The 18,243-nt window shown below is 54.3% G+C and carries 17 protein-coding genes; 9 read left to right on the top strand and 8 right to left on the bottom strand.

What is annotated here, in order from left to right:
• Positions 1 to 44: 44 nt before the first annotated feature.
• Entirely contained in the window at positions 45 to 1,433 is a 1,389-nt protein-coding gene (locus tag KO116_RS10690; protein ID WP_035555724.1) for a 3'-5' exonuclease family protein, read from the top strand.
• Between the two features lie 7 nt (positions 1,434 to 1,440).
• Here the strand turns inward: KO116_RS10690 and KO116_RS10685 are convergent, their stop codons facing one another.
• From KO116_RS10685 to KO116_RS10675, 3 genes are all read right to left on the bottom strand, one after another.
• Positions 1,441 to 2,244, bottom strand: coding sequence for an alpha/beta fold hydrolase (locus tag KO116_RS10685; protein WP_035555721.1), 804 nt, complete (start codon positions 2,242 to 2,244; stop codon positions 1,441 to 1,443).
• 42 nt (positions 2,245 to 2,286) lie between these two features.
• Entirely contained in the window at positions 2,287 to 2,955 is a 669-nt protein-coding gene (locus KO116_RS10680; protein WP_035555718.1) for a 7-cyano-7-deazaguanine/7-aminomethyl-7-deazaguanine transporter, read from the bottom strand.
• A gap of 205 nt (positions 2,956 to 3,160) precedes the next feature.
• The gene (locus KO116_RS10675) at positions 3,161 to 5,074 is read right to left on the bottom strand and encodes a propionyl-CoA synthetase (RefSeq protein ID WP_035555715.1); all 1,914 of its coding nucleotides are present in this window, start codon (positions 5,072 to 5,074) and stop codon (positions 3,161 to 3,163) included.
• A gap of 304 nt (positions 5,075 to 5,378) precedes the next feature.
• On the opposite strand from KO116_RS10675, the gene KO116_RS10670 reads away from it, so the two are divergent.
• On the top strand, positions 5,379 to 5,699 hold the full coding sequence (locus KO116_RS10670; RefSeq protein WP_035555712.1) for an ArsR/SmtB family transcription factor: 321 nt from the start codon (positions 5,379 to 5,381) through the stop codon (positions 5,697 to 5,699).
• Positions 5,700 to 5,788: 89 nt separating this feature from the next.
• Here KO116_RS10670 and sohB read toward each other — a convergent pair whose 3' ends face one another.
• Entirely contained in the window at positions 5,789 to 6,832 is a 1,044-nt protein-coding gene (sohB, locus tag KO116_RS10665) for a protease SohB (RefSeq protein ID WP_035555709.1), read from the bottom strand.
• A gap of 185 nt (positions 6,833 to 7,017) precedes the next feature.
• On the opposite strand from sohB, the gene KO116_RS10660 reads away from it, so the two are divergent.
• A complete protein-coding gene (locus KO116_RS10660) occupies positions 7,018 to 7,329 on the top strand; it encodes an SCP2 sterol-binding domain-containing protein (protein ID WP_035555706.1) in 312 nt (103 codons plus the stop codon).
• A gap of 24 nt (positions 7,330 to 7,353) precedes the next feature.
• Here the strand turns inward: KO116_RS10660 and nudC are convergent, their stop codons facing one another.
• From nudC to KO116_RS10640, 4 genes are read right to left on the bottom strand one after another with little or no spacing between them, the layout of a single operon-like run.
• Positions 7,354 to 8,133 carry an NAD(+) diphosphatase gene (gene nudC, locus KO116_RS10655; RefSeq protein ID WP_035555702.1) on the bottom strand — a complete coding sequence of 260 codons (780 nt, stop codon included), beginning with the start codon at positions 8,131 to 8,133 and terminating at the stop codon, positions 7,354 to 7,356.
• Positions 8,126 to 8,863, bottom strand: a complete 738-nt coding sequence (gene dnaQ / locus KO116_RS10650) for a DNA polymerase III subunit epsilon (protein ID WP_035555700.1) — start codon at positions 8,861 to 8,863, stop codon at positions 8,126 to 8,128. Before dnaQ ends, nudC begins: the two co-directional genes overlap by 8 nt.
• A complete protein-coding gene (gene rnhA, locus KO116_RS10645) occupies positions 8,863 to 9,333 on the bottom strand; it encodes a ribonuclease HI (RefSeq protein ID WP_008956920.1) in 471 nt (156 codons plus the stop codon). The genes dnaQ and rnhA overlap by 1 nt, the downstream gene beginning before the upstream one ends.
• Complete coding sequence (locus tag KO116_RS10640) at positions 9,326 to 10,144, bottom strand: class I SAM-dependent methyltransferase (protein ID WP_035555696.1); 819 nt, start codon at positions 10,142 to 10,144, stop codon at positions 9,326 to 9,328. The genes rnhA and KO116_RS10640 overlap by 8 nt, the downstream gene beginning before the upstream one ends.
• Before the next feature lie 154 nt (positions 10,145 to 10,298).
• Here KO116_RS10640 and gloB point away from each other — a divergent pair, with 154 nt between their 5' ends.
• The 6 genes from gloB (at position 10,299) to KO116_RS10610 (ending at position 18,122) form a co-directional block, all read left to right on the top strand.
• Positions 10,299 to 11,066: a hydroxyacylglutathione hydrolase gene (gloB, locus tag KO116_RS10635; RefSeq protein WP_035555693.1), complete on the top strand. Its 768-nt coding sequence runs from the start codon at positions 10,299 to 10,301 to the stop codon at positions 11,064 to 11,066.
• Between the two features lie 30 nt (positions 11,067 to 11,096).
• Complete coding sequence (locus KO116_RS10630; protein ID WP_035555691.1) at positions 11,097 to 12,344, top strand: transglycosylase SLT domain-containing protein; 1,248 nt, start codon at positions 11,097 to 11,099, stop codon at positions 12,342 to 12,344.
• A gap of 43 nt (positions 12,345 to 12,387) precedes the next feature.
• Entirely contained in the window at positions 12,388 to 14,316 is a 1,929-nt protein-coding gene (locus tag KO116_RS10625; protein ID WP_035555688.1) for an extracellular solute-binding protein, read from the top strand.
• A 77-nt stretch (positions 14,317 to 14,393) separates the two neighbouring features.
• Complete coding sequence (locus KO116_RS10620; protein WP_035555685.1) at positions 14,394 to 15,467, top strand: microcin C ABC transporter permease YejB; 1,074 nt, start codon at positions 14,394 to 14,396, stop codon at positions 15,465 to 15,467.
• A 2-nt stretch (positions 15,468 to 15,469) separates the two neighbouring features.
• Entirely contained in the window at positions 15,470 to 16,546 is a 1,077-nt protein-coding gene (locus KO116_RS10615) for an ABC transporter permease (RefSeq protein ID WP_035555682.1), read from the top strand.
• The gene (locus tag KO116_RS10610; protein WP_035555679.1) at positions 16,539 to 18,122 is read left to right on the top strand and encodes an ABC transporter ATP-binding protein; all 1,584 of its coding nucleotides are present in this window, start codon (positions 16,539 to 16,541) and stop codon (positions 18,120 to 18,122) included. Before KO116_RS10615 ends, KO116_RS10610 begins: the two co-directional genes overlap by 8 nt.
• Positions 18,123 to 18,243 lie beyond the last annotated feature (121 nt).

The following is an 18,243-nucleotide window of genomic DNA, read 5'->3' as shown; positions in this document are numbered from 1 at the left end:
TCAGTAATCACATACCGATAACTCTCTCACTACGTTGGCGACGCATGAGCGAAACAGCATTAATCTTTGTCGATGTTGAGACCACCGGCACCCGGGCAACCCGCGACCGAATTACCGAAATCGTCGCCCTGAAAGTCGTTAACGGTGAGCTGGTTGATCGCTGGTCGAGCTTGATATACCCAGAATGTAAAGTGCCCGCGCAAATCACCCAGCTCACCGGGATTCGTGACGATATGCTGAGAGAGGCGCCACGGTTTACCCACATCGCCGAATCACTACGTGAGTGGCTTGGCGACGGGCAACTGGTTGCTCACAATGCGCGCTTTGACTACAGCTTTTTGCGCAATGAGTTTAAGCGCGCGGGGCAAGATTTTCGCGCCTCATTGATATGCACGCTGCGTTTATCGCGGCGGATAGCTCCCCAGGAGCGTCAGCACAATCTGAAAGCGTTACTTAACCGCTACGGCATTTCACCTATCCGCCACCACCGGGCTGGTGATGATGTGGATGCCCTGTGGTCACTCTGGCAAACGTGGCAAGTTGAGCACAGTGAAGAAGCATGGCAGAACCTGCTGGGTGATGAGCGACGCCACCGAACATTGCCCGCCCATTTAGACAGCGCTCAGCTTGAAGGGCTGCCCACCTGCCCTGGCGTGTACCTGTTTTACGGTCACAATCGGCTGCCGTTGTATGTGGGCAAAAGCGTCAATCTACGCAGCCGCGTACTAGGCCACTTTCAGCATGATCACCAGGACGATAAAGAGATGCGCCTAGCTCAGCAGGTGCAACATATCGAATGGGAGGAAACCGCTGGCGATTTAGGCGCCCAGTTGCGTGAGGCGCAACTGGTGAAAACGTTAATGCCGATTATGAACCGGCAGCTACGCAAGCAGCGCAAGCTGACCACCTGGCACTGGGAGGCAGAAGCCAACCACCCGGAACTGCTTAGCGGAAGTGCCATGAGCCTGCCAATCAGTGGCGCACTGTACGGTTTGTTCCGCAATGCACGAGAGGCTAAGAACACATTAAGAGCTGTTGCTGAAGAACAAAAGCTCTGCCCGCGAGTACTGGGGCTTGAAAAAGGTAAGGGCCGCTGTTTTGCCAATCAGGTGGGTAAGTGCCTTGGCGCCTGTCATGGCCAGGAGTCGATTGCACAGCACACTCAGCGAGCCAAGGCGGCGCTCATGCAGCTACAGGTTAATGTGTGGCCCTGGCCAGGCAGTATTGCCATTGAAGAGCAAACAGCGAATAGCACAGCGCCTGCTTGGCACGTGGTTCGCCGATGGTGCTACCTGGGCAGTGCGGCAAGCCTTAACAAGGCCAAAACCCTAGCCGATGCGTCCGCAAGCTTTGATGTAGATAGCTACCGTATATTGAACCGCTTTTTGCGTTCCCCGGAACAACATGGCCTAACGGTCATCCCGCTCGGTTAAGACTGCCCTATTGAGCGTCAATGAACGCCATGACGGCTTGCTGAAACGCTTCTGGCTGGTCAGCATGTAGCCAGTGGCCGGCGTTTTTGAGCGTTACCACGCGGGCACGGGGCAGCACGTCGCGCAATGTAGGTAGCATATCGTCTGCCACATAGTGGGAATCGCCACCGCGCAACACCAGCGCTGAGCCTTCGTAGGGCTGCTCGCCATCCGGCACGCCAATAATGTCACTATAGCCCTGCTTGATATGATCCAACCCAACGCGTAGCGCCATCAAGTTGTCCTCATTGCGCATCAGGTTGGTGGCTAAAAACAAGCGTGTCGGCCGGGAATCGACATGTTCGCCCAGCAGGTTATCGGCTTCACGGCGATTTTTGGGCTGCCCTTGCCGCACGTTGTCCAGCGCGGCAAACACATCATCGTGACCGTGCTCGTAAGCCACCGGAGCGATATCGGCCACGATTAATGATGCCACTCGCTCAGGCGCCAAGCGTGCCAAACTGATCGCCACCTTGCCGCCCATGGAGTGGCCAAGCACATGCGCGCGCTCAATCGAGAGCTTATCCATTAGCGCAAGCACATCATCCACCATAGTGGCGTAACGCATTCCCTCGGCATGGGGGGAGCGGCCGTGGTTACGTAGATCAAGCGCAATCACTCGGCGGCTACGCTGCCATACCTTTAAGTGCGAACGCCAGTTATCAGCACTCCCCAACAAGCCATGTATCACGACTAGCGGCGTGGCATCCGCGGCGGCTTCGTCGGCGGGCATATCGATAAAGTGCAAATCAACAGTGGCAACGTTCATCATGCTTGCTCCTAAGCCTTGGCGATTATGGTGGACTTTATACGATTAGGCCGTACGGGTTGCTGTGTCCATTTGACCTGTCCAGACCACCAAGCGGCGCGTAAGCCAGGCCAGCAACAAACCATACAGCGGCAGGAAGAACAGCAGACTAATGGCGAGTTTGATCGCATAGTCCACGGCGGCAATTTCCATCCAATTGGCGGCCATAAACGGGTCTGGACTGTTATAGAACGCTGCCGAGAAGAACGCAAAGGTATCCGCTAGATTACCCAGCACCGTCGAACAAACAGGCGCCACCCACCAGGCCCACTGGCGCAAGCGGTCAAACACCTGAACATCCAGTAATTGTCCAATCACATACGCCAAGAAGCTGGCGAGGGCGATGCGGGCGACAAATAGATTCCACTCCGAAAGAGCCTCAATCCCGGCAAAGCTGCCGCGGGGAAATACCACGGATACCACATAGGAGACCAACAGCGCGGGAAGCATAACGCGCAGAATAATCGATCGAGCCGGCCCTTTACCAAACAGGCGAACCGTTAGGTCAGTGGCTAGAAAGATAAACGGGAAGCTAAACGCGCCCCAGGTGGTATGAAAGCCAAACAGCGTAAACGGTAGCTGAACAAGATAGTTACTGGCGGCAATAATGCCAATATGAAAAGCCACCATCACCAGTAGGCAACGGCGGTGCTGAGTCTCACTCAATGCAAACATGCGGGTCGACCTTTTTTTAATAGATAAGAGGGGTTAGGGAACCCTCGCGTAGTAAGCGCATAGCTACATCAACGTTGATAAAGCTGGCGCTGTTCTCGGGAGCGCATTATACGGCTTCTACATGACATTAAAAGCCAGGCAATGAAAGCTGCCACCCCCTGGTAATCTGCATGCACTCGCACTTGGCTAATAAAAAGTAGCCGCATCAATCCAGTGGTGTGGCTCTATCAGCGACACCTACCGAGCGTTCGCGCATGACGGCGTGAACATCGGCTAGGCTGGTGGGGTCATCAATGGTCGAGGGAATACCAAACTCTTTGCCGTCGGCAATCGTACGCAGCAGTTTGCGCAGAATTTTACCCGAGCGGGTTTTGGGTAAGCGCTCGACCACTAACACCTGCTTGAAGCAGGCAATAGGGCCAATATGCTCGCGAACCCGCGCAATTAGCTCGGCCTCCAGTGTCGCTTCATCGCCATTAAAACCATCTTTAGGAATCACCAGGCCAATCGGCAGTTGCCCTTTAAGATCGTCATGAATCCCAATTACCGCGCACTCTGCAACTGCAGGATGAGCACCGACCACCTCTTCCATTTCACCGGTCGAGAGCCTGTGCCCTGCCACGTTAATGACGTCATCGGTGCGGCCCATAATGAACAGGTAGCCCTGCTCATCAAAATAACCGCCATCACCGGTTAAATAGTAGCCGGGGAATGCAGCCATATAGGCACTATGAAAGCGCTTCTCGTCGCGCCATACGCCGGTCAAACAACCAGGCGGCATGGGCTGTTTAATCACCACACTGCCCTGCTCCATGGGTTTGGCCTGCTCGCCGTCGCGGTTGAGCACTTGCACATTGAAGCCAGGAACGGGGAACGTTGCGGATCCTGCCTTGGTGGGCACGGCTTCTAAGCCGGGCAAGTTAGCGGCGATGGGCCAGCCAGTTTCAGTTTGCCACCAGTGATCAATGACCGGCACGTCCAAAAGGTCATCCAGCCAGTGAAACGTGGGTGGATCGAGGCGTTCACCGGCCACGTAAAGATGCTTTAGGCTGCTGATATCGTAGTTCTGTAGCAGTTTGGCATCGGGATCCTCTTTCTTAATCGCGCGAAACGCCGTCGGCGCGGTGAAGAAGCTCTTCACCCGATACTCCTCGATTAACCGCCAGAAGCTGCCCGCATCGGGGGTTTTTACCGGCTTGCCCTCGTATACCACCGTGGTGCAACCAAGTAGCAAGGGGGCGTAAACAATGTAGGAGTGCCCGACGACCCAGCCCACATCTGAAGCGGTAAAGAACACTTCACCGGGCTCCATGGCGTAGATCGCGTGCATCGAATAAGCCAGCGCCACCGCGTAGCCACCCGTATCGCGCATAACGCCTTTGGGTTTTCCGGTGGTGCCTGAAGTATAGAGGATATACAGCGGGTCGGTTCCCTTCACCGGCACGCACTCAGCAAATGGCGCCTTCGCAACCAGCTCTTCCCAGTCGTAGTCGCCCTCCTCCAATTCAGCTCGGTGCGCTTCCCGCTGATAAACGACACAGGCATCCGGCTTATGGGCGCTTAATTCAACGGCTTGGTCTACCATTGGCTTATAGGGCAATACCTTGCCCAGCTCGATACCGCAGGAAGCGGCAACCACCACTTTAGGCTCGGCGTCTTCAATCCGTGCCGCCAGTTCATGGGGGGCGAAGCCACCAAATACCACCGAGTGTATGGCACCAAGCCGGGCGCAGGCGTACATAGCCACCAGCGCTTCGGGGATCATTGGCATGTAAATCACCACCCGATCACCCTTCTCCACCCCTAACTGCGTCAACGCCCCCGCAAAGTAAGCCACTTTGTCGCGCATATCCCGGTAGCTAATGGTGAGTTTGGCTTGGGCGGCGGGCGAGTCCCAGAAAATCGCTGCCTGGTCACCGCGGCCATTTTCAACGTGGTAATCAAGTGCGGCGAAGCAAAGGTTCATTTCACCATCGCTAAACCATCGCGCATGCTGCTGCTCATCGTAACTGAGGATGGTTTGAGGCGGCGTATACCAAGGAATTCGTTTGGCTTGCTCGGCCCAGAACGCTTCTGGATGCTCTATCGACTGCTGGAAGGTATGTTGGTAGCGGCTCATGATGTCTCTGTCTTTATTGTAATGAGGATACGAGATGATTGTTGACACTGTATAAAGTAAATCGCCCGCCCACCCTCATACTATGGGCTAAAAAGCGACTAAAGTAGCAGCCTGATCAGCAGCATTGTCGACAAGAAAGCGGCCTTCGGCCTACCATTGATTAATCGTTAAACAGCGACTTGGACAAAACTCGCTAAATTAAAGATCATTAAACAACTTGATCCTCGCGACGCGACGATGCCACTACAACGTATAACAATGCTCATAAAAACGCTGAAGTAACAGTGTAGGCAAGGAGATCATTATGTCTGCTTCTACAAGCGCCGCTACACGCCTGCTTGAACATAACTGTCGCGCTATTGAGGCAGGGACTAACCTGCTAAAAGCGCTGGCCAATGAAAAACGCCTGCAAATACTCTGCCTACTTGCCGAAAAAGAGCTGTCAGTGACGCAGATTAATCAACAACTTGCATTAAGCCAGTCGGCGCTTTCACAACACTTAGCCATTTTGAGACGTGATGAACTCGTCAATACCCGGCGGGAGTCACAAACCATCTATTATTCGCTGAGCAGTGAGAGCGCCAAGGCAGTGATTGCTACCCTGGCACACCACTACGCAGCATAAAGCTCTTAATAGTTTTCAACATCGCTAAAAATCATACAAAATAACCGTAGCTGTTAACCTTAGCTATTAACCATAGCCCAGAACGATGCTCAGCGCCGCTGCCAACCAGCGGCGTCGATCAAGCCAAGCGCTTTGAGGGCTGCTTTTTCAACGCCTTCCGACACTGCCAAACCAAGTTTACGAGTCACTGTTTTAGGGGGCTCAAGCTTGACTGTAAAGACACGCGCCTCGGCCATGCGCTCAACCAGATAAGCTTCGCTGGTGCCCACACTGTCAACAAGCAGCTGGGGCAAGGCCTCGCTACCGTACCAAATCTCACCTGTCGCAATCGTTTCAATGTCCATGCTGGGACGCCGCTCAGCCACATAGCTTTTGAATAAGTGGTGAGTATTCTCTAAATCTTCGAGGAACTTTGCTTTTCCCTCTTCGGTATTTTCACCCAACACGGTCAAGGTACGTTTGTATTTACCGGCGGTTAGGAGCTCCACGTCAATATCGTGGCGTTTTAGCAAGCGATGAATATTGGGCACTTGCGCCACCACCCCAATAGAGCCGATCACAGCGAAGGGGGCTGCCTTGATATGCTGGGCGGTACAGGCCATCAGGTAGCCACCGCTCGCTGCCACCTTATCAATACATACGGTTGTGGTGAGCCCTGCCGTACGCAAGCGGTCTAACTGTGCGGCTGCCAACCCATAAGCGTGTACCAGGCCACCGGCGGATTCGAGCCGAATCACCACCTCGTCATTTTCGGCGGCGACATCAATAATAGCGGATACTTCCTGACCAAAGCGCTCAGTTTGCGATGCCTTCAGGTCACCGTGAAAATCGAGCACCCAAACCCGTGGTTCATGGGTAGTATCATGGTTAGCTTTTTGCGCTTTATGGCGTTTTTTATCTTCGTTGCGAAACGTCTTTAGCAGCTTTTTACGGGCACCTGGTAACGTGGCCGTCAACCGCAGACGACGACCGCGACGGCGGCGTTGCTCATTCAGCGACTCAATGTGAAGTTTTAAGTCGCTCTCTTTGTCTTGTTTCGTTCGCGCCATCAAAAATAAACCAATGCCTATCAGCAACATAACGATGGTGGTTTGCACGACAAACGTACCTATTTCCGCTATCCATTCATTCATCGACGTTCTCCATTGGTCAGCTTGAGTCTTTTAGGATGGGCGCTCTGCCCCGATAAGATGTTGCGGGTTTGACCACGACGCTTGATTGAAACGCGTGTATGAAATAATCTTGCTCGCCATCACGATTGTTTCTTTGGGCTATTATCGCTAGCCTGGGTCTGATTTACCTAATTGAGAGAAATTTTATGTCTAACAACACCCTTGAGAAGTTGAAAGCGCGCTTTAATCCTGAAGCGGCAAAGGGCATGAACGAAGTGTTCCAGTTCCACTTCTCAGACGCGGGTAGCTACTACTTAAATATCCAAGATGGCACGCTGGATGTACAAGAGGGTGAACACGATGATCCTTCCGTTAGCTTAAGCCTAACGACTGACACGCTAAAAGGCATCATGAGTGGCGATATCAATGGCATGACGGCATTCATGACCGGCAAGCTAAAAGCAACCGGCAATGTCATGCTGGCCACCAAGCTGACCAGCCTATTCCCTAGCGAGTAATGACATATCGGCACGCGGCGCCGTCTAGCGCCAGCGTGCCAAATGAGTTTCGATTAGTTCGCGTGAAATTGAATAAGGTGGCGGTAGCGATGGTAGCTGGCGAGGTGAAAACCATGCAGCATCGCTGATCTCTACCCCGTCAATGCGAATACGCCGGGTTGTCGCTTCAGCAAAGTAGCCAAACATCAGCGAATGGGGAAACGGCCAAGCCTGGCTCTGGTGGTAACGCAGTTGGTCAATATGCACGCCCACTTCCTCAAACACCTCCCGGTGAACGGCCTCTTCGGCGGACTCACCCGGCTCAATAAATCCGGCCAAGGTTGAATAACGGCCTGGCGGAAAACGCGGGCTACGCGCCAGCAGCATCGCCTCACCGCTAGTCACCAGCGTAATAATGCAGGGCGAAATACGCGGATAATTGCGGTGCCCGCAGGCATCGCAATGCATTGCAAATTCCGCGGTAAGCTTGGTAGCTGGCGCACCACAGCGCCCACAGAAACGGTGATTCTCCAACCAGGCACCCACCTGCAACGCCGTTGAAAGTAGGCTGAACCAGCCGGTAGAAAGCTCGCTCATCCACTGTCGACCATCGATCCAGCTACTTTCCGCTTGGGACTCAACCAACAGTGCGACCGGCTCATCATCCCAATAACACAGCGGCTGCATCTGTTCTGTCCAGGGCTGAAAGGGTTGTAGCGGCGTTAGCTCATCACTACCGCTTAGCGGTGCAGGCGCCAGCATACTGCGCGACAGGCGAATAACCCGCCCGGCCTGTTCATGATGGGGGATTTCTCGCCTAAGCATCGCTTGCCATACCTTCAAACCAATTCAATTGATGCGCTTCACACTTGGCTTTATGGGCCACCTGCTCCTCGTCGGTTGGGCGCACAACGCGCAACTGACCTGGAGTAAGCGTCATACGTTGAATCGACAGACCTTCACTGGAGGTATCCGCCTGCTCCTGTTCTGCTGCGGAGGCCGCGTCTAACGTCAGCGCGGTTTGCCCGCCGGTCATCGCCAAATAAACTTCAGCGAGAATTTCAGAGTCTAATAGCGCGCCGTGCAGTACGCGGTGGCCATTATCGATATCGTAACGTTTGCACAATGCATCCAGGCTATTACGCTGGCCGGGGTGCATGGCTCGGGCCATCGTCAGGGTATCTAATACCGCGCAATGATCGCGCACCGGCCCCAATGCGGGAGCTTTACGCTGCTGATTAAGCATACCCAGTTCGTGGTCGATAAAACCCACATCGAAGGGGGCGTTATGAATCACCAGCTCGGCGCCTTCGATAAAGGCCCAAAACTCGTCGGCTATTTTCGCGAAAACCGGCTCACTGGCGACTCTAGCGTCGTCAATCCCGTGAACGGCAACGACTTCTGCGTCGATATGGCGTTCAGGGTTGATATATTGATGGTAGGTGCGGCCAGTAAAACGGCGGTTGACCATCTCAATCGCGCCAATTTCTACTAAACGATGACCATCTTTAGGGTCGATACCCGTGGTTTCAGTATCTAGGATCACCTGGCGCATCATGCTCTCCTCTTGTGATGCTCATCAATGGCTTCATTGGCTAACGCGTCGGCACGCTCATTGCCGGGATGACCGCTATGCCCTTTCACCCAGTGCCATTCTATTGTGTGTCGCTGGGTCTCTTCGTGCAGGGTTTTCCACAACTCAGCATTTTTGACTGGTTGCTTGGCGGCGGTTTTCCAGCCGCGCTTTAACCAGTTATGAATCCACTGGGTTATGCCCTGTCGAACATATTGTGAGTCGGTCCATAGCGCGACTTCACAGGGAGTGTTTAGCGTTCGCAGGGCCATAATCGCAGCCATCAACTCCATACGGTTATTAGTGGTATCTGATTCATAGCCTTTCAAGGTTTTCTCATGCTGGCCGCTCGCCAGCACCACACCCCATCCGCCGGGGCCTGGGTTGCCCCGACAAGCCCCATCGGTATACACCGTTACCCGAGGCAGTTGCCCGGCAGCCTCTTTAGTCAATTTCTTGATCCTTTGATTGATGCGTCTGAGCTTGTGTTGGGAGCTCTTGATAGGATTGATAGTGAGCCGATGAACCTGAGCGGGTAACGCCTAATGAAGCGGGAGACGTAGGCGCTTTTAAACCAAACTTCAGGCGTTGCACTGGCGCTTGGCGTTGACGCCTGCGGGCTTGAATCATATAGCTCTCGCCTAGCGGTAGGTTATGCCTACGCCCCAGCGACTCCCAATATTCACCGCATTTAGCACTCGTCCGTCCACGAAAACAGCAATAGTCTACGCGCTCTACCTCGAAGTCGACAAACGCCAACCAGTCGCGTAGGCGGTTAACAGAGCGCCAAGTGCCATCCCAGGGGAACTGCTGTTGGCGTTTTCGCCATTGGCGGGCAAGGCCTCCGACACCGATCGGATTAAAGCCAAACAGTACCAGTATCCCATTGTCGGCGGTGACCCGCGCGGCTTCCTGAAGCGCGAAATGGGCGTCGGTTAAATACTCCAGCCAGTGATGAATAACCATGACATCTAAGCAGCGATCCGGCAGCGCTAACTGATCCGGCGGGCATATCAAGGTGCTCTCGTTCTCAGCCATTGGCCTTGTGGGTGACCAGCGAATGGAATGAGGAATCGCCGACATGGTCATTAAAGCTGGCCCCATACTCAATTCCAAACTGTGGCCACCCACGCGCGATTCCACCACGGGACCTAAACAGGCACGTTGTGTTTCCCATAGCGAACGCCCGGCCTCTGATTGCCAATACGGTTGGCAATTTATTAAGCGCTTGGCGAGTGTCGTGGCCGTTGTCGAATTTGACATGAACAGCGCTTCCCTCCACAGTAACGGCTTTTCAACGCCTTGGTTACACTGATTTAGCGCCACTTTTTAATTAAGTTAAGAAGCGCAATGTTTTGCGTGTTTACGCATGTTGGTTACTGAATTCTGTATTTTCGCAATTTAAAGGATCTCGCCGATGATGAGCGTGACACCGATCCCAGCTCTAAGCGACAACTATATTTGGCTATTAAGACAAGATAACAGCCAAAGCGTTTGCGTGGTGGATCCAGGTGAAGCGGCCCCTGTGATCGAGTTTCTTGAGCGTGAGTCGTTAACGCTAAAATCCATCCTTATTACGCATCACCACCATGATCATACGGGTGGTTTAGCGGAATTAATTAAACGCTACTCGCCTCACGTTATCGGCCCAGCCAACCCCAACATTGAAGGGATTGACGAGACCGTTGGCGACGGCGATGAAGTCCGCATTATGGGCCGTTTATTCGACGTAATAGCGACACCGGGCCATACGCTGGATCATATCAGCTACTTCACAGCGGGCATCCCTGCTCTTCTTTTTTGCGGTGACACTCTTTTTTGCGCTGGTTGTGGCCGTTTATTTGAAGGCACCCCAGAGCAAATGTTTGCCGCGTTGAACAAATTTGCGGAACTACCTGAAGATACACTGGTCTTTGCAGCCCATGAGTATACGCAAGCGAACCTGACGTTTGCTCGTGCTGCGGACCCTGAAAACGAAGACGTTAAACACGCCTTGCAGGAGTGTGAAAAGGCGCGGGCATTGGATCGCCCCACCTTACCCAGCACGATAGGACGCGAGCTGAAAATTAATCCCTACCTGCGCGTGGGCACCGATAGCGTGCGCCAAGCAGCAGGCACCCAGGGTGTTAATGATACTGATCTCGCTACGTTTACCACTCTGCGCGAGTGGAAGAACCGTTTTTAAGAACGCTATCGAAACCAAACGAATGCAACTATGACCTATCGAACGATTCGCCAGCGCTTGATGCTGAGCGCTGGCAGTACCGTAATTATGGGCCTAATGTTAGCCGCTGCGGCAAGCTCACAAGCCTCTGCTCCAGCCTACGAAACCACCGCAAGTGCGACAACAGCCTTACCTCAAGGTGTTACCAGCACGTCGCCAACCGATAAAAAGCCCTATCCTACGCCTTTCCAAACCCATTTTTGGGAGGCGCTAGAGCTTGAACCCCAGAATGCCTGGACGACCCTGCGTAAAAGCTTCCAGTGGCAAGAGAAAACATTGCCAGTAGAAGCTCAAGCTCGAGTGGATGAATGGATTGAGCACTACCGTTCAAGCCCTGAAAACATTGTCACAATCACCGAACGCGCCACTCCCTGGCTTGCCTGGATTACTCAGCAAGTCAGTGAGCGCGGCCTACCTGGTGAAATCGCGTTAATTCCGTTTGTCGAAAGCTCTTTCGACCCAGGTGCACGAAGCCACCGCGGGGCGGCAGGTCTTTGGCAATTTATGCCCCGCACCGGCGACGCATTGGGGTTAGTACGTAATGGTAATTACGATGGCCGTCTGGATGTTCTGACCTCTACCGAGGCCGCGCTGGACTACCTGGAAATGCAGGCCGACCAGTGGTACGAGGGTGACCTCATGCTCTCTCTGGCCGCTTATAACGCAGGCGCTGGCACCGTCAATCGCGCCCAGCGTCAGGTACAGGGCCAAGGGTTAAGTGGTGACTATTGGGACCTATCCCTGCCCTACGAAACCATGCAGTACGTTCCCAAGTTGAAGGCGATCGCCACAATCATTAACGATCCTGAAAAATACGGTGTGAGCTTACCTGAGATTCACATCGACCCTGCCTTCGCAAAAGTTCAGTTGGCCCACGCAGTGAGTCTGTCTGAAGCCTCGCAAATGCTGGATGTCAGCAAAATGGCACTGGCTGAGCTGAATCCGGGTTTACTGAATGGCAGCATCGATCCACGCAGCGCGCAGACACTGCTGGTACCCGAAGAAGTGGATAAACAAGTGCTGGCTCAATTATCACAGGGTAATAGTCAGGCACAGGGCAATAGCCAAGCGCTTGCGCAAAATAACAGCGCAGATACGCACCGCGTTGAAAGGGGCGATAGCCTCTCAGCGATTGCGGCCCGCTATAATATTGATCAACAAGACCTGATACGCTGGAATTCGATTGACCGCCCCAGCGCTTTACAACCGGGGCAGTTACTGACACTTTCAGGGCGTTGAATCCGGGTTTACTAGTTGGCTTTGTTCACATGGGATGTCACCAATGCCGCGAGGTCTGTTTTTTGCGAAAGCATTTCTACTTATCAGTGGCTTGCTAATACATGTATCGATACTCGCGTCAGAAGCAGCGACCACTAGCGATTCTTCCCACAGCACTGTCGGCAACAACGTGGTGGGCGATTTAAATACGGATGCCAACAACGTGGTGCCGGTTGAAACAGTCCACGGGGTATCGCTTTACGATAGCCCAGAGCTACCGGCAGACTTCCCCTACTTCCCCCATGTAAACCCACAAGCCCCCAAAGGCGGCACTATTACCCATACCGCCGTTGGGGGCAGCTTCGATTCAACGAATCCGTTTATTATTCGCGGCACACCGGCCACTGGCGTTTCGCAAATTTATGACACCTTGATGGCCAGCAACCCCAATGAGCCCTTTAGCCTGTATGGTTTATTGGCTGAAGGCGTGCGCCTGGACCCCGACCGGGAATGGATTGAGTTTGACCTTCGCCCTGAAGCACGCTTTCAGGACGGCGAACCCGTCACCGCCTACGATGTGGTGTTCTCACTTAACCTGCTCAGAGAAGAAGGCAATCCGTTTTATGCCAGCTATTATGCGGGTGTGAGCGAAGTGATCGCCCTCAACGAACATCAAGTGCGCTTTACCTTCAGCGATACCAATTCCCGAGAACTGCCGCTAATCGTTGCTCAACTGCCTATCCTCCCCCGCCACTACTGGGAGCCACGCGAGTTCACATCGCCTACCCTGGCGGCTCACCCCGGCTCCGGCCCCTACCTCATCAGTGAAGTTGACCCAGGCAGGCGAATTGTTTACCAGCGCGATGAGGATTATTGGGGAAAAAACTTGCCGGTTAATGTTGGCCGCTACAACATTGACCGCATCGTTTATGACTACTATCGCGACCGCGATATCGCCTGGGAAGCGTTCAAAGCAGGCCTAACAGATTTTCGTACGGATGCCCGCGCGGCCACCTGGGCGATTGGCTACGACTTTCCTGCCTATGAAGAGGGCTTGGTGAAGCGGCTGACGGTACCTGACGTCAACCCTTCCATGATGCAGGCCTTTGTGTTCAACCTGCGCAAAGAGAAGTTTCAAGACCCACGGGTACGCGAAGCGTTAAGCCTTACCTTCGATTTTCCGTGGCTCAACACCAATATTTTCTACGACACCTACCGGCGTACCGAAAGCTTTTTTCAAAATTCGGAGATGGAAGCTACCGGGCTACCTTCGGAAGAAGAGCTGGCGCTGCTCGAACCGTTTAGGGAAGAGTTAATCGCTTCACATGGGTCTGACCGCCTGTTCACCGAGCCGCTGCCCATTGATCAACCCCTCAATCTGCGTGAGCGTCTACGCAAGGCACTGGCGCTTTTGCGCGACGCGGGCTATCGCGTTGAAGAGGGAGTACTGGTCAACCAAGCCACCGGCCAGCCACTCAGCCTTGAAGTGCTGCTCTACGATTCGGGTCTTGAGCGAGTGGTTCAACCCATGCTGCGTAACATGGCCCGCCTAGGAGTGCAGACCTCGCTGCGCATCGTTGATATCAATCAATATTTAAACCGGCAGCGCAATTACGACTATGACATAGTGATTAGCCATTTCCCCCAGTCGAACAACCCGGGTAATGAGCAGCGCGACTTCTGGACCAGCGCCGCCGCCGAGGCGCCGCAAAGCCGCAACCGGATGGCGCTCGCCCACCCAGCGGTCGATGCGCTGGTGGAAGCGATCATTAGTGCCGATGGTCGTGAGGAACTGGATACCGCCACGCGGGCGCTGGATCGGGTGCTGCGCTGGGGGTTTTACGTCATTCCTCACTACCACTCCGGCGAAACCCGCATTGCGATCTGGGACAAGTTTGGCTATCCCGAGCCCTTTCCGGAGTATGCGATGGATCTGGATGCATGGTGGGTGGATACCGAGCGTGAAGCAGAACTGCAGCGCCAGCGCCGCTGAGACTGTCTTAATTACAGCGACTTATTCGCAACGGCTTATCCTCAACGGTTTCATCGTTATAAACCTCGGAGTGCTCTGTGGCCCGCTACACCCTACGCCGACTGCTGCTAATGATTCCGACCCTTTTTGGGATCATGCTACTCAATTTTATTATTGTTCAGGCGGCGCCGGGCGGGCCGATTGATCAGATGCTGGCACGTTTTGAGGGCGCGGACGCCATGGCCAGCACCCGCTTGGATATGGGCGGTGCCGATGTGCAGGTAAGTGACGATTCTCGTGGCGCTCGGGGCATCGACCCACGCTTTATCGAACAGCTAGAACAGCAGTTTGGTTTTGATAAACCCGCCCACGAGCGCTTTATTGGCATGATGGCGGATTACCTCACGCTCGATTTCGGCACCAGTTTTTTCCGCGACCGCCCAGTGACCGAACTGATGATTGAGCGGTTGCCGGTGTCCATTTCGCTGGGGCTATGGACCACGCTGCTGGTCTACCTGATCTCGATCCCCTTAGGTATCAAAAAAGCGCTACGCCACGGTTCCCGTTTCGATGTCTGGTCGTCGGGGTTAGTGATTGTCGGCTACGCCATTCCGGGCTTTTTGTTTGCGATATTGCTGATCGTGCTATTTGCCGGCGGCACCTACTGGGACGTGTTTCCCCTCCGCGGCCTGACCTCGCCTAACTTCGACCAGCTTACGGCCTGGGGCAAGGTCAAAGATTACTTCTGGCATATCACGCTGCCGGTTATCGCCGCGGCAATCGGTAGCTTTGCCACACTCACCATGCTGACCAAAAACAGCTTTCTGGATGAAATTCACAAGCAGTATGTGATTACCGCACGCGCCAAGGGCGCCGATGAACGACGGGTGCTCTATGGTCATGTTTTCCGGAACGCCATGTTGATTATTATCGCCGGTCTACCTGCCGCCATGATCGGAATTTTCTTTACCGGTGCGTTATTGATAGAAGTGATCTTCTCCCTGGATGGCCTCGGCTTGCTCGGTTTTGAGGCGGTGATGCAGCGGGATTACCCGGTTATTTTCGGTACGCTGTTTTTGTATACCGTGATCGGTCTGATCCTTAAGCTGATTTCCGATTTGACCTACGTGTGGGTTGACCCACGTATTGACTTTTCGACCCGGGAGTCATGATCATGGCCTCTCTTTCTTCTTATTTTTCGCCCATTACCCGCCGCCGGCTGGCGGCCTTTAAAGCCAACCGGCGTGCCCGCGTATCGCTTTGGCTGTTTACGGCTCTGTTTGTGTTTAGTCTGTTTGCCGAGCTGATCGCCAACGACAAGCCCATCGTCATGCAATACGACGGCCAATGGTACGTGCCGCTGCTGGTGGATTACCCCGAAACCGAGTTCAACGGGTTTCTTCCCACGCGTACCGATTATCTGGATCCGTTTATTCAGCAACAGATTAAAGAGCACGGCTGGGCGCTGTGGCCAGCCATCCCATATTCCTACCAAACCCTGGACATGAACATGACCCGCCCTTCCCCGGCACCGCCGGATAGCCGCCACTGGCTGGGCACCGATGATCAGGGCCGTGATGTATTAGCACGTGTCATTTATGGCTTTCGCCTCTCGGTTGCTTTTGCACTGGTGCTCACTGCAGGCTCGCTGGTGATCGGCGTTGTGGTTGGTGGTGTGCAGGGCTACTTTGGCGGCAAGATTGATTTGATCGGTCAGCGAGTGACTGAAATATGGTCGGGCCTTCCGGTGCTGTTCCTGCTCATCATTTTAGCCAGCTTTGTTCAGCCGGGGTTCTGGTGGTTGCTGGGGATCATGCTGCTCTTCTCATGGCTTGGCCTGGTCGATATCGTGCGCGCCGAGTTTCTGCGTGCGCGTAATCTGGAGTACGTGCGTGCCGCCAAGGCGATGGGATTGCCCTCGCGCCTGATCATGTGGCGCCACGTGCTGCCCAATGCCATGGTCGCGACGCTAACCTTTATTCCGTTTCTGTTTACCGGTGCCATCGGCACCCTGACCGCGCTGGATTTCCTCGGTTTCGGCCTGCCTCCCGGCGCGCCCTCGCTGGGCGAACTGGCAGCGCAGGGCAAGAACAACTTACATGCCCCCTGGCTGGGCATCACGGCGTTCATGACGCTGGCAATCATGCTTTCGCTATTAGTGTTCATTGGCGAAGGCTTGCGCGACGCCTTCGACCCCCGTCACGTACAACAGCGCCAAGTAGGCCCTGCCCAGGAGACACAAAATGCCTAACTCACTCCTGCGCATCGAGAATCTCAACATTGCCTTCGATGATACGCCCGTGGTGCATGCGCTATCGCTCACCCTCAATGCGGGTGAAACCCTGGCAATCGTCGGTGAGTCGGGGTCAGGCAAATCAGTCTCTGCGCTCGGGATGATTAACCTTTTGCCCAGCAATGCCACCGTCAAGGGGGGGCGTTGGCTGGGTGACACCGATCTGTCGACATTGACCCAGGACCAGTGGAACACCGTGCGCGGTAATCGTGTCGGATTTATTTTCCAGGAGCCGATGACATCGCTTAACCCGCTCCATCGAGTTGGCAAGCAGATCGGCGAAGCATTGCGTTTGCATCAAGGCTTGCGCGGCCAGGCGGCTCGCCAACGCTGCAAAGCGCTACTCGAACAAGTGAAACTGCCGCGCCCGGAAGAGTTACTGAATGCTTGGCCTCATCAGCTTTCGGGCGGACAGCGCCAGCGGGTGATGATTGCCATGGCAATTGCCAATAACCCCTCACTGCTGATTGCCGATGAGCCCACCACCGCCCTGGACGTGACGGTGCAGCAGGAGATACTTGCCCTGCTGCGTGAACTGCGCGACCACCACGCCATGGGCATGCTGTTTATCAGTCATGACTTGAACTTGGTGCGCCGTCACGCGGATCGCATCTGCGTCATGCATCAGGGGCGGATACAGGAAATCGGACCGGTTGAGCAGGTCTTTCAACACCCGCAAAGTGATTACACCAAAGCGCTGCTCGCCGCTGAGCCGGAAGGTAGGCCCCAAGCCATTGAGCAAACAGCGCCGCTATTAACGGCTCGCCAGTTAAGCGTGAGCTTTAAGCGCCCAAAGACCGGCTTATTTAAGCGCCAGCCCCCCGCTTTTGTGGCGGTACACCCGACGGATTTCCAAATAGCACCGGGCGAAACCCTGGGCATTGTGGGTGAGTCCGGCTCGGGTAAAACCACGCTGGCGTCAGCAGTCATGCGGCTGGTCACTAGCCAAGGTGATGTTACCCTTGGCACCGATAAACTAAGCTCCCTGTCTGGGGATGATTTGCGGCGCCAGCGCCACCGTTTTCAGATGGTGTTTCAGGACCCCTATGGCGCCCTTTCGCCTCGCATGCCGGTGTTTGATATTGTCAGTGAGGGGCTGCGCTTTCATTACCCACACCTGACTGACAAAGAAGTTTCCCAGCGGGTTAACCAAACCCTTCACGAAGTGGGTTTGCCCGAGAGCTGTGCTGCGCGCTACCCCCATGAGTTTTCCGGTGGTCAACGCCAGCGCATTGCCGTAGCAAGAGCGATTATCTTAGAACCAGAATTACTGGTGCTGGATGAGCCAACCTCTGCGTTAGACCGTACCGTGCAGAAGCAGCTAGTCACCCTATTGCGCGATCTGCAGGCACGCCGTCAGCTAAGCTATTTATTTATTAGCCACGATTTAGCCGTCGTGCGCGCCATGGCACACCGCATTATGGTGTTCAAGGATGGCGAAGTGGTCGAACAAGGCCCCTGCCTAGAGGTGCTTTCAGCGCCACAGCATGCTTATACCCAAGCGCTAATTGCCGCTGCGCATCTGACTCATTAGTTCTGACTTACCAGCTCTTATTTACTAACTTTATTGAGCCACGATACTTAATATTGCTGACGGCAGCCATAAAGATAACGGTATAAAAATTCAGATAAAATAAAGCCGCTTACCCTGCTGG

The sequence above is a fragment of the Halomonas sp. KO116 genome (genome assembly GCF_000734975.2).
Taxonomy (GTDB): domain Bacteria; phylum Pseudomonadota; class Gammaproteobacteria; order Pseudomonadales; family Halomonadaceae; genus Vreelandella; species Vreelandella glaciei.
Note: the sequence above shows the minus strand (reverse complement) of the source record. Positions and strands in the feature narration are given on the sequence as shown.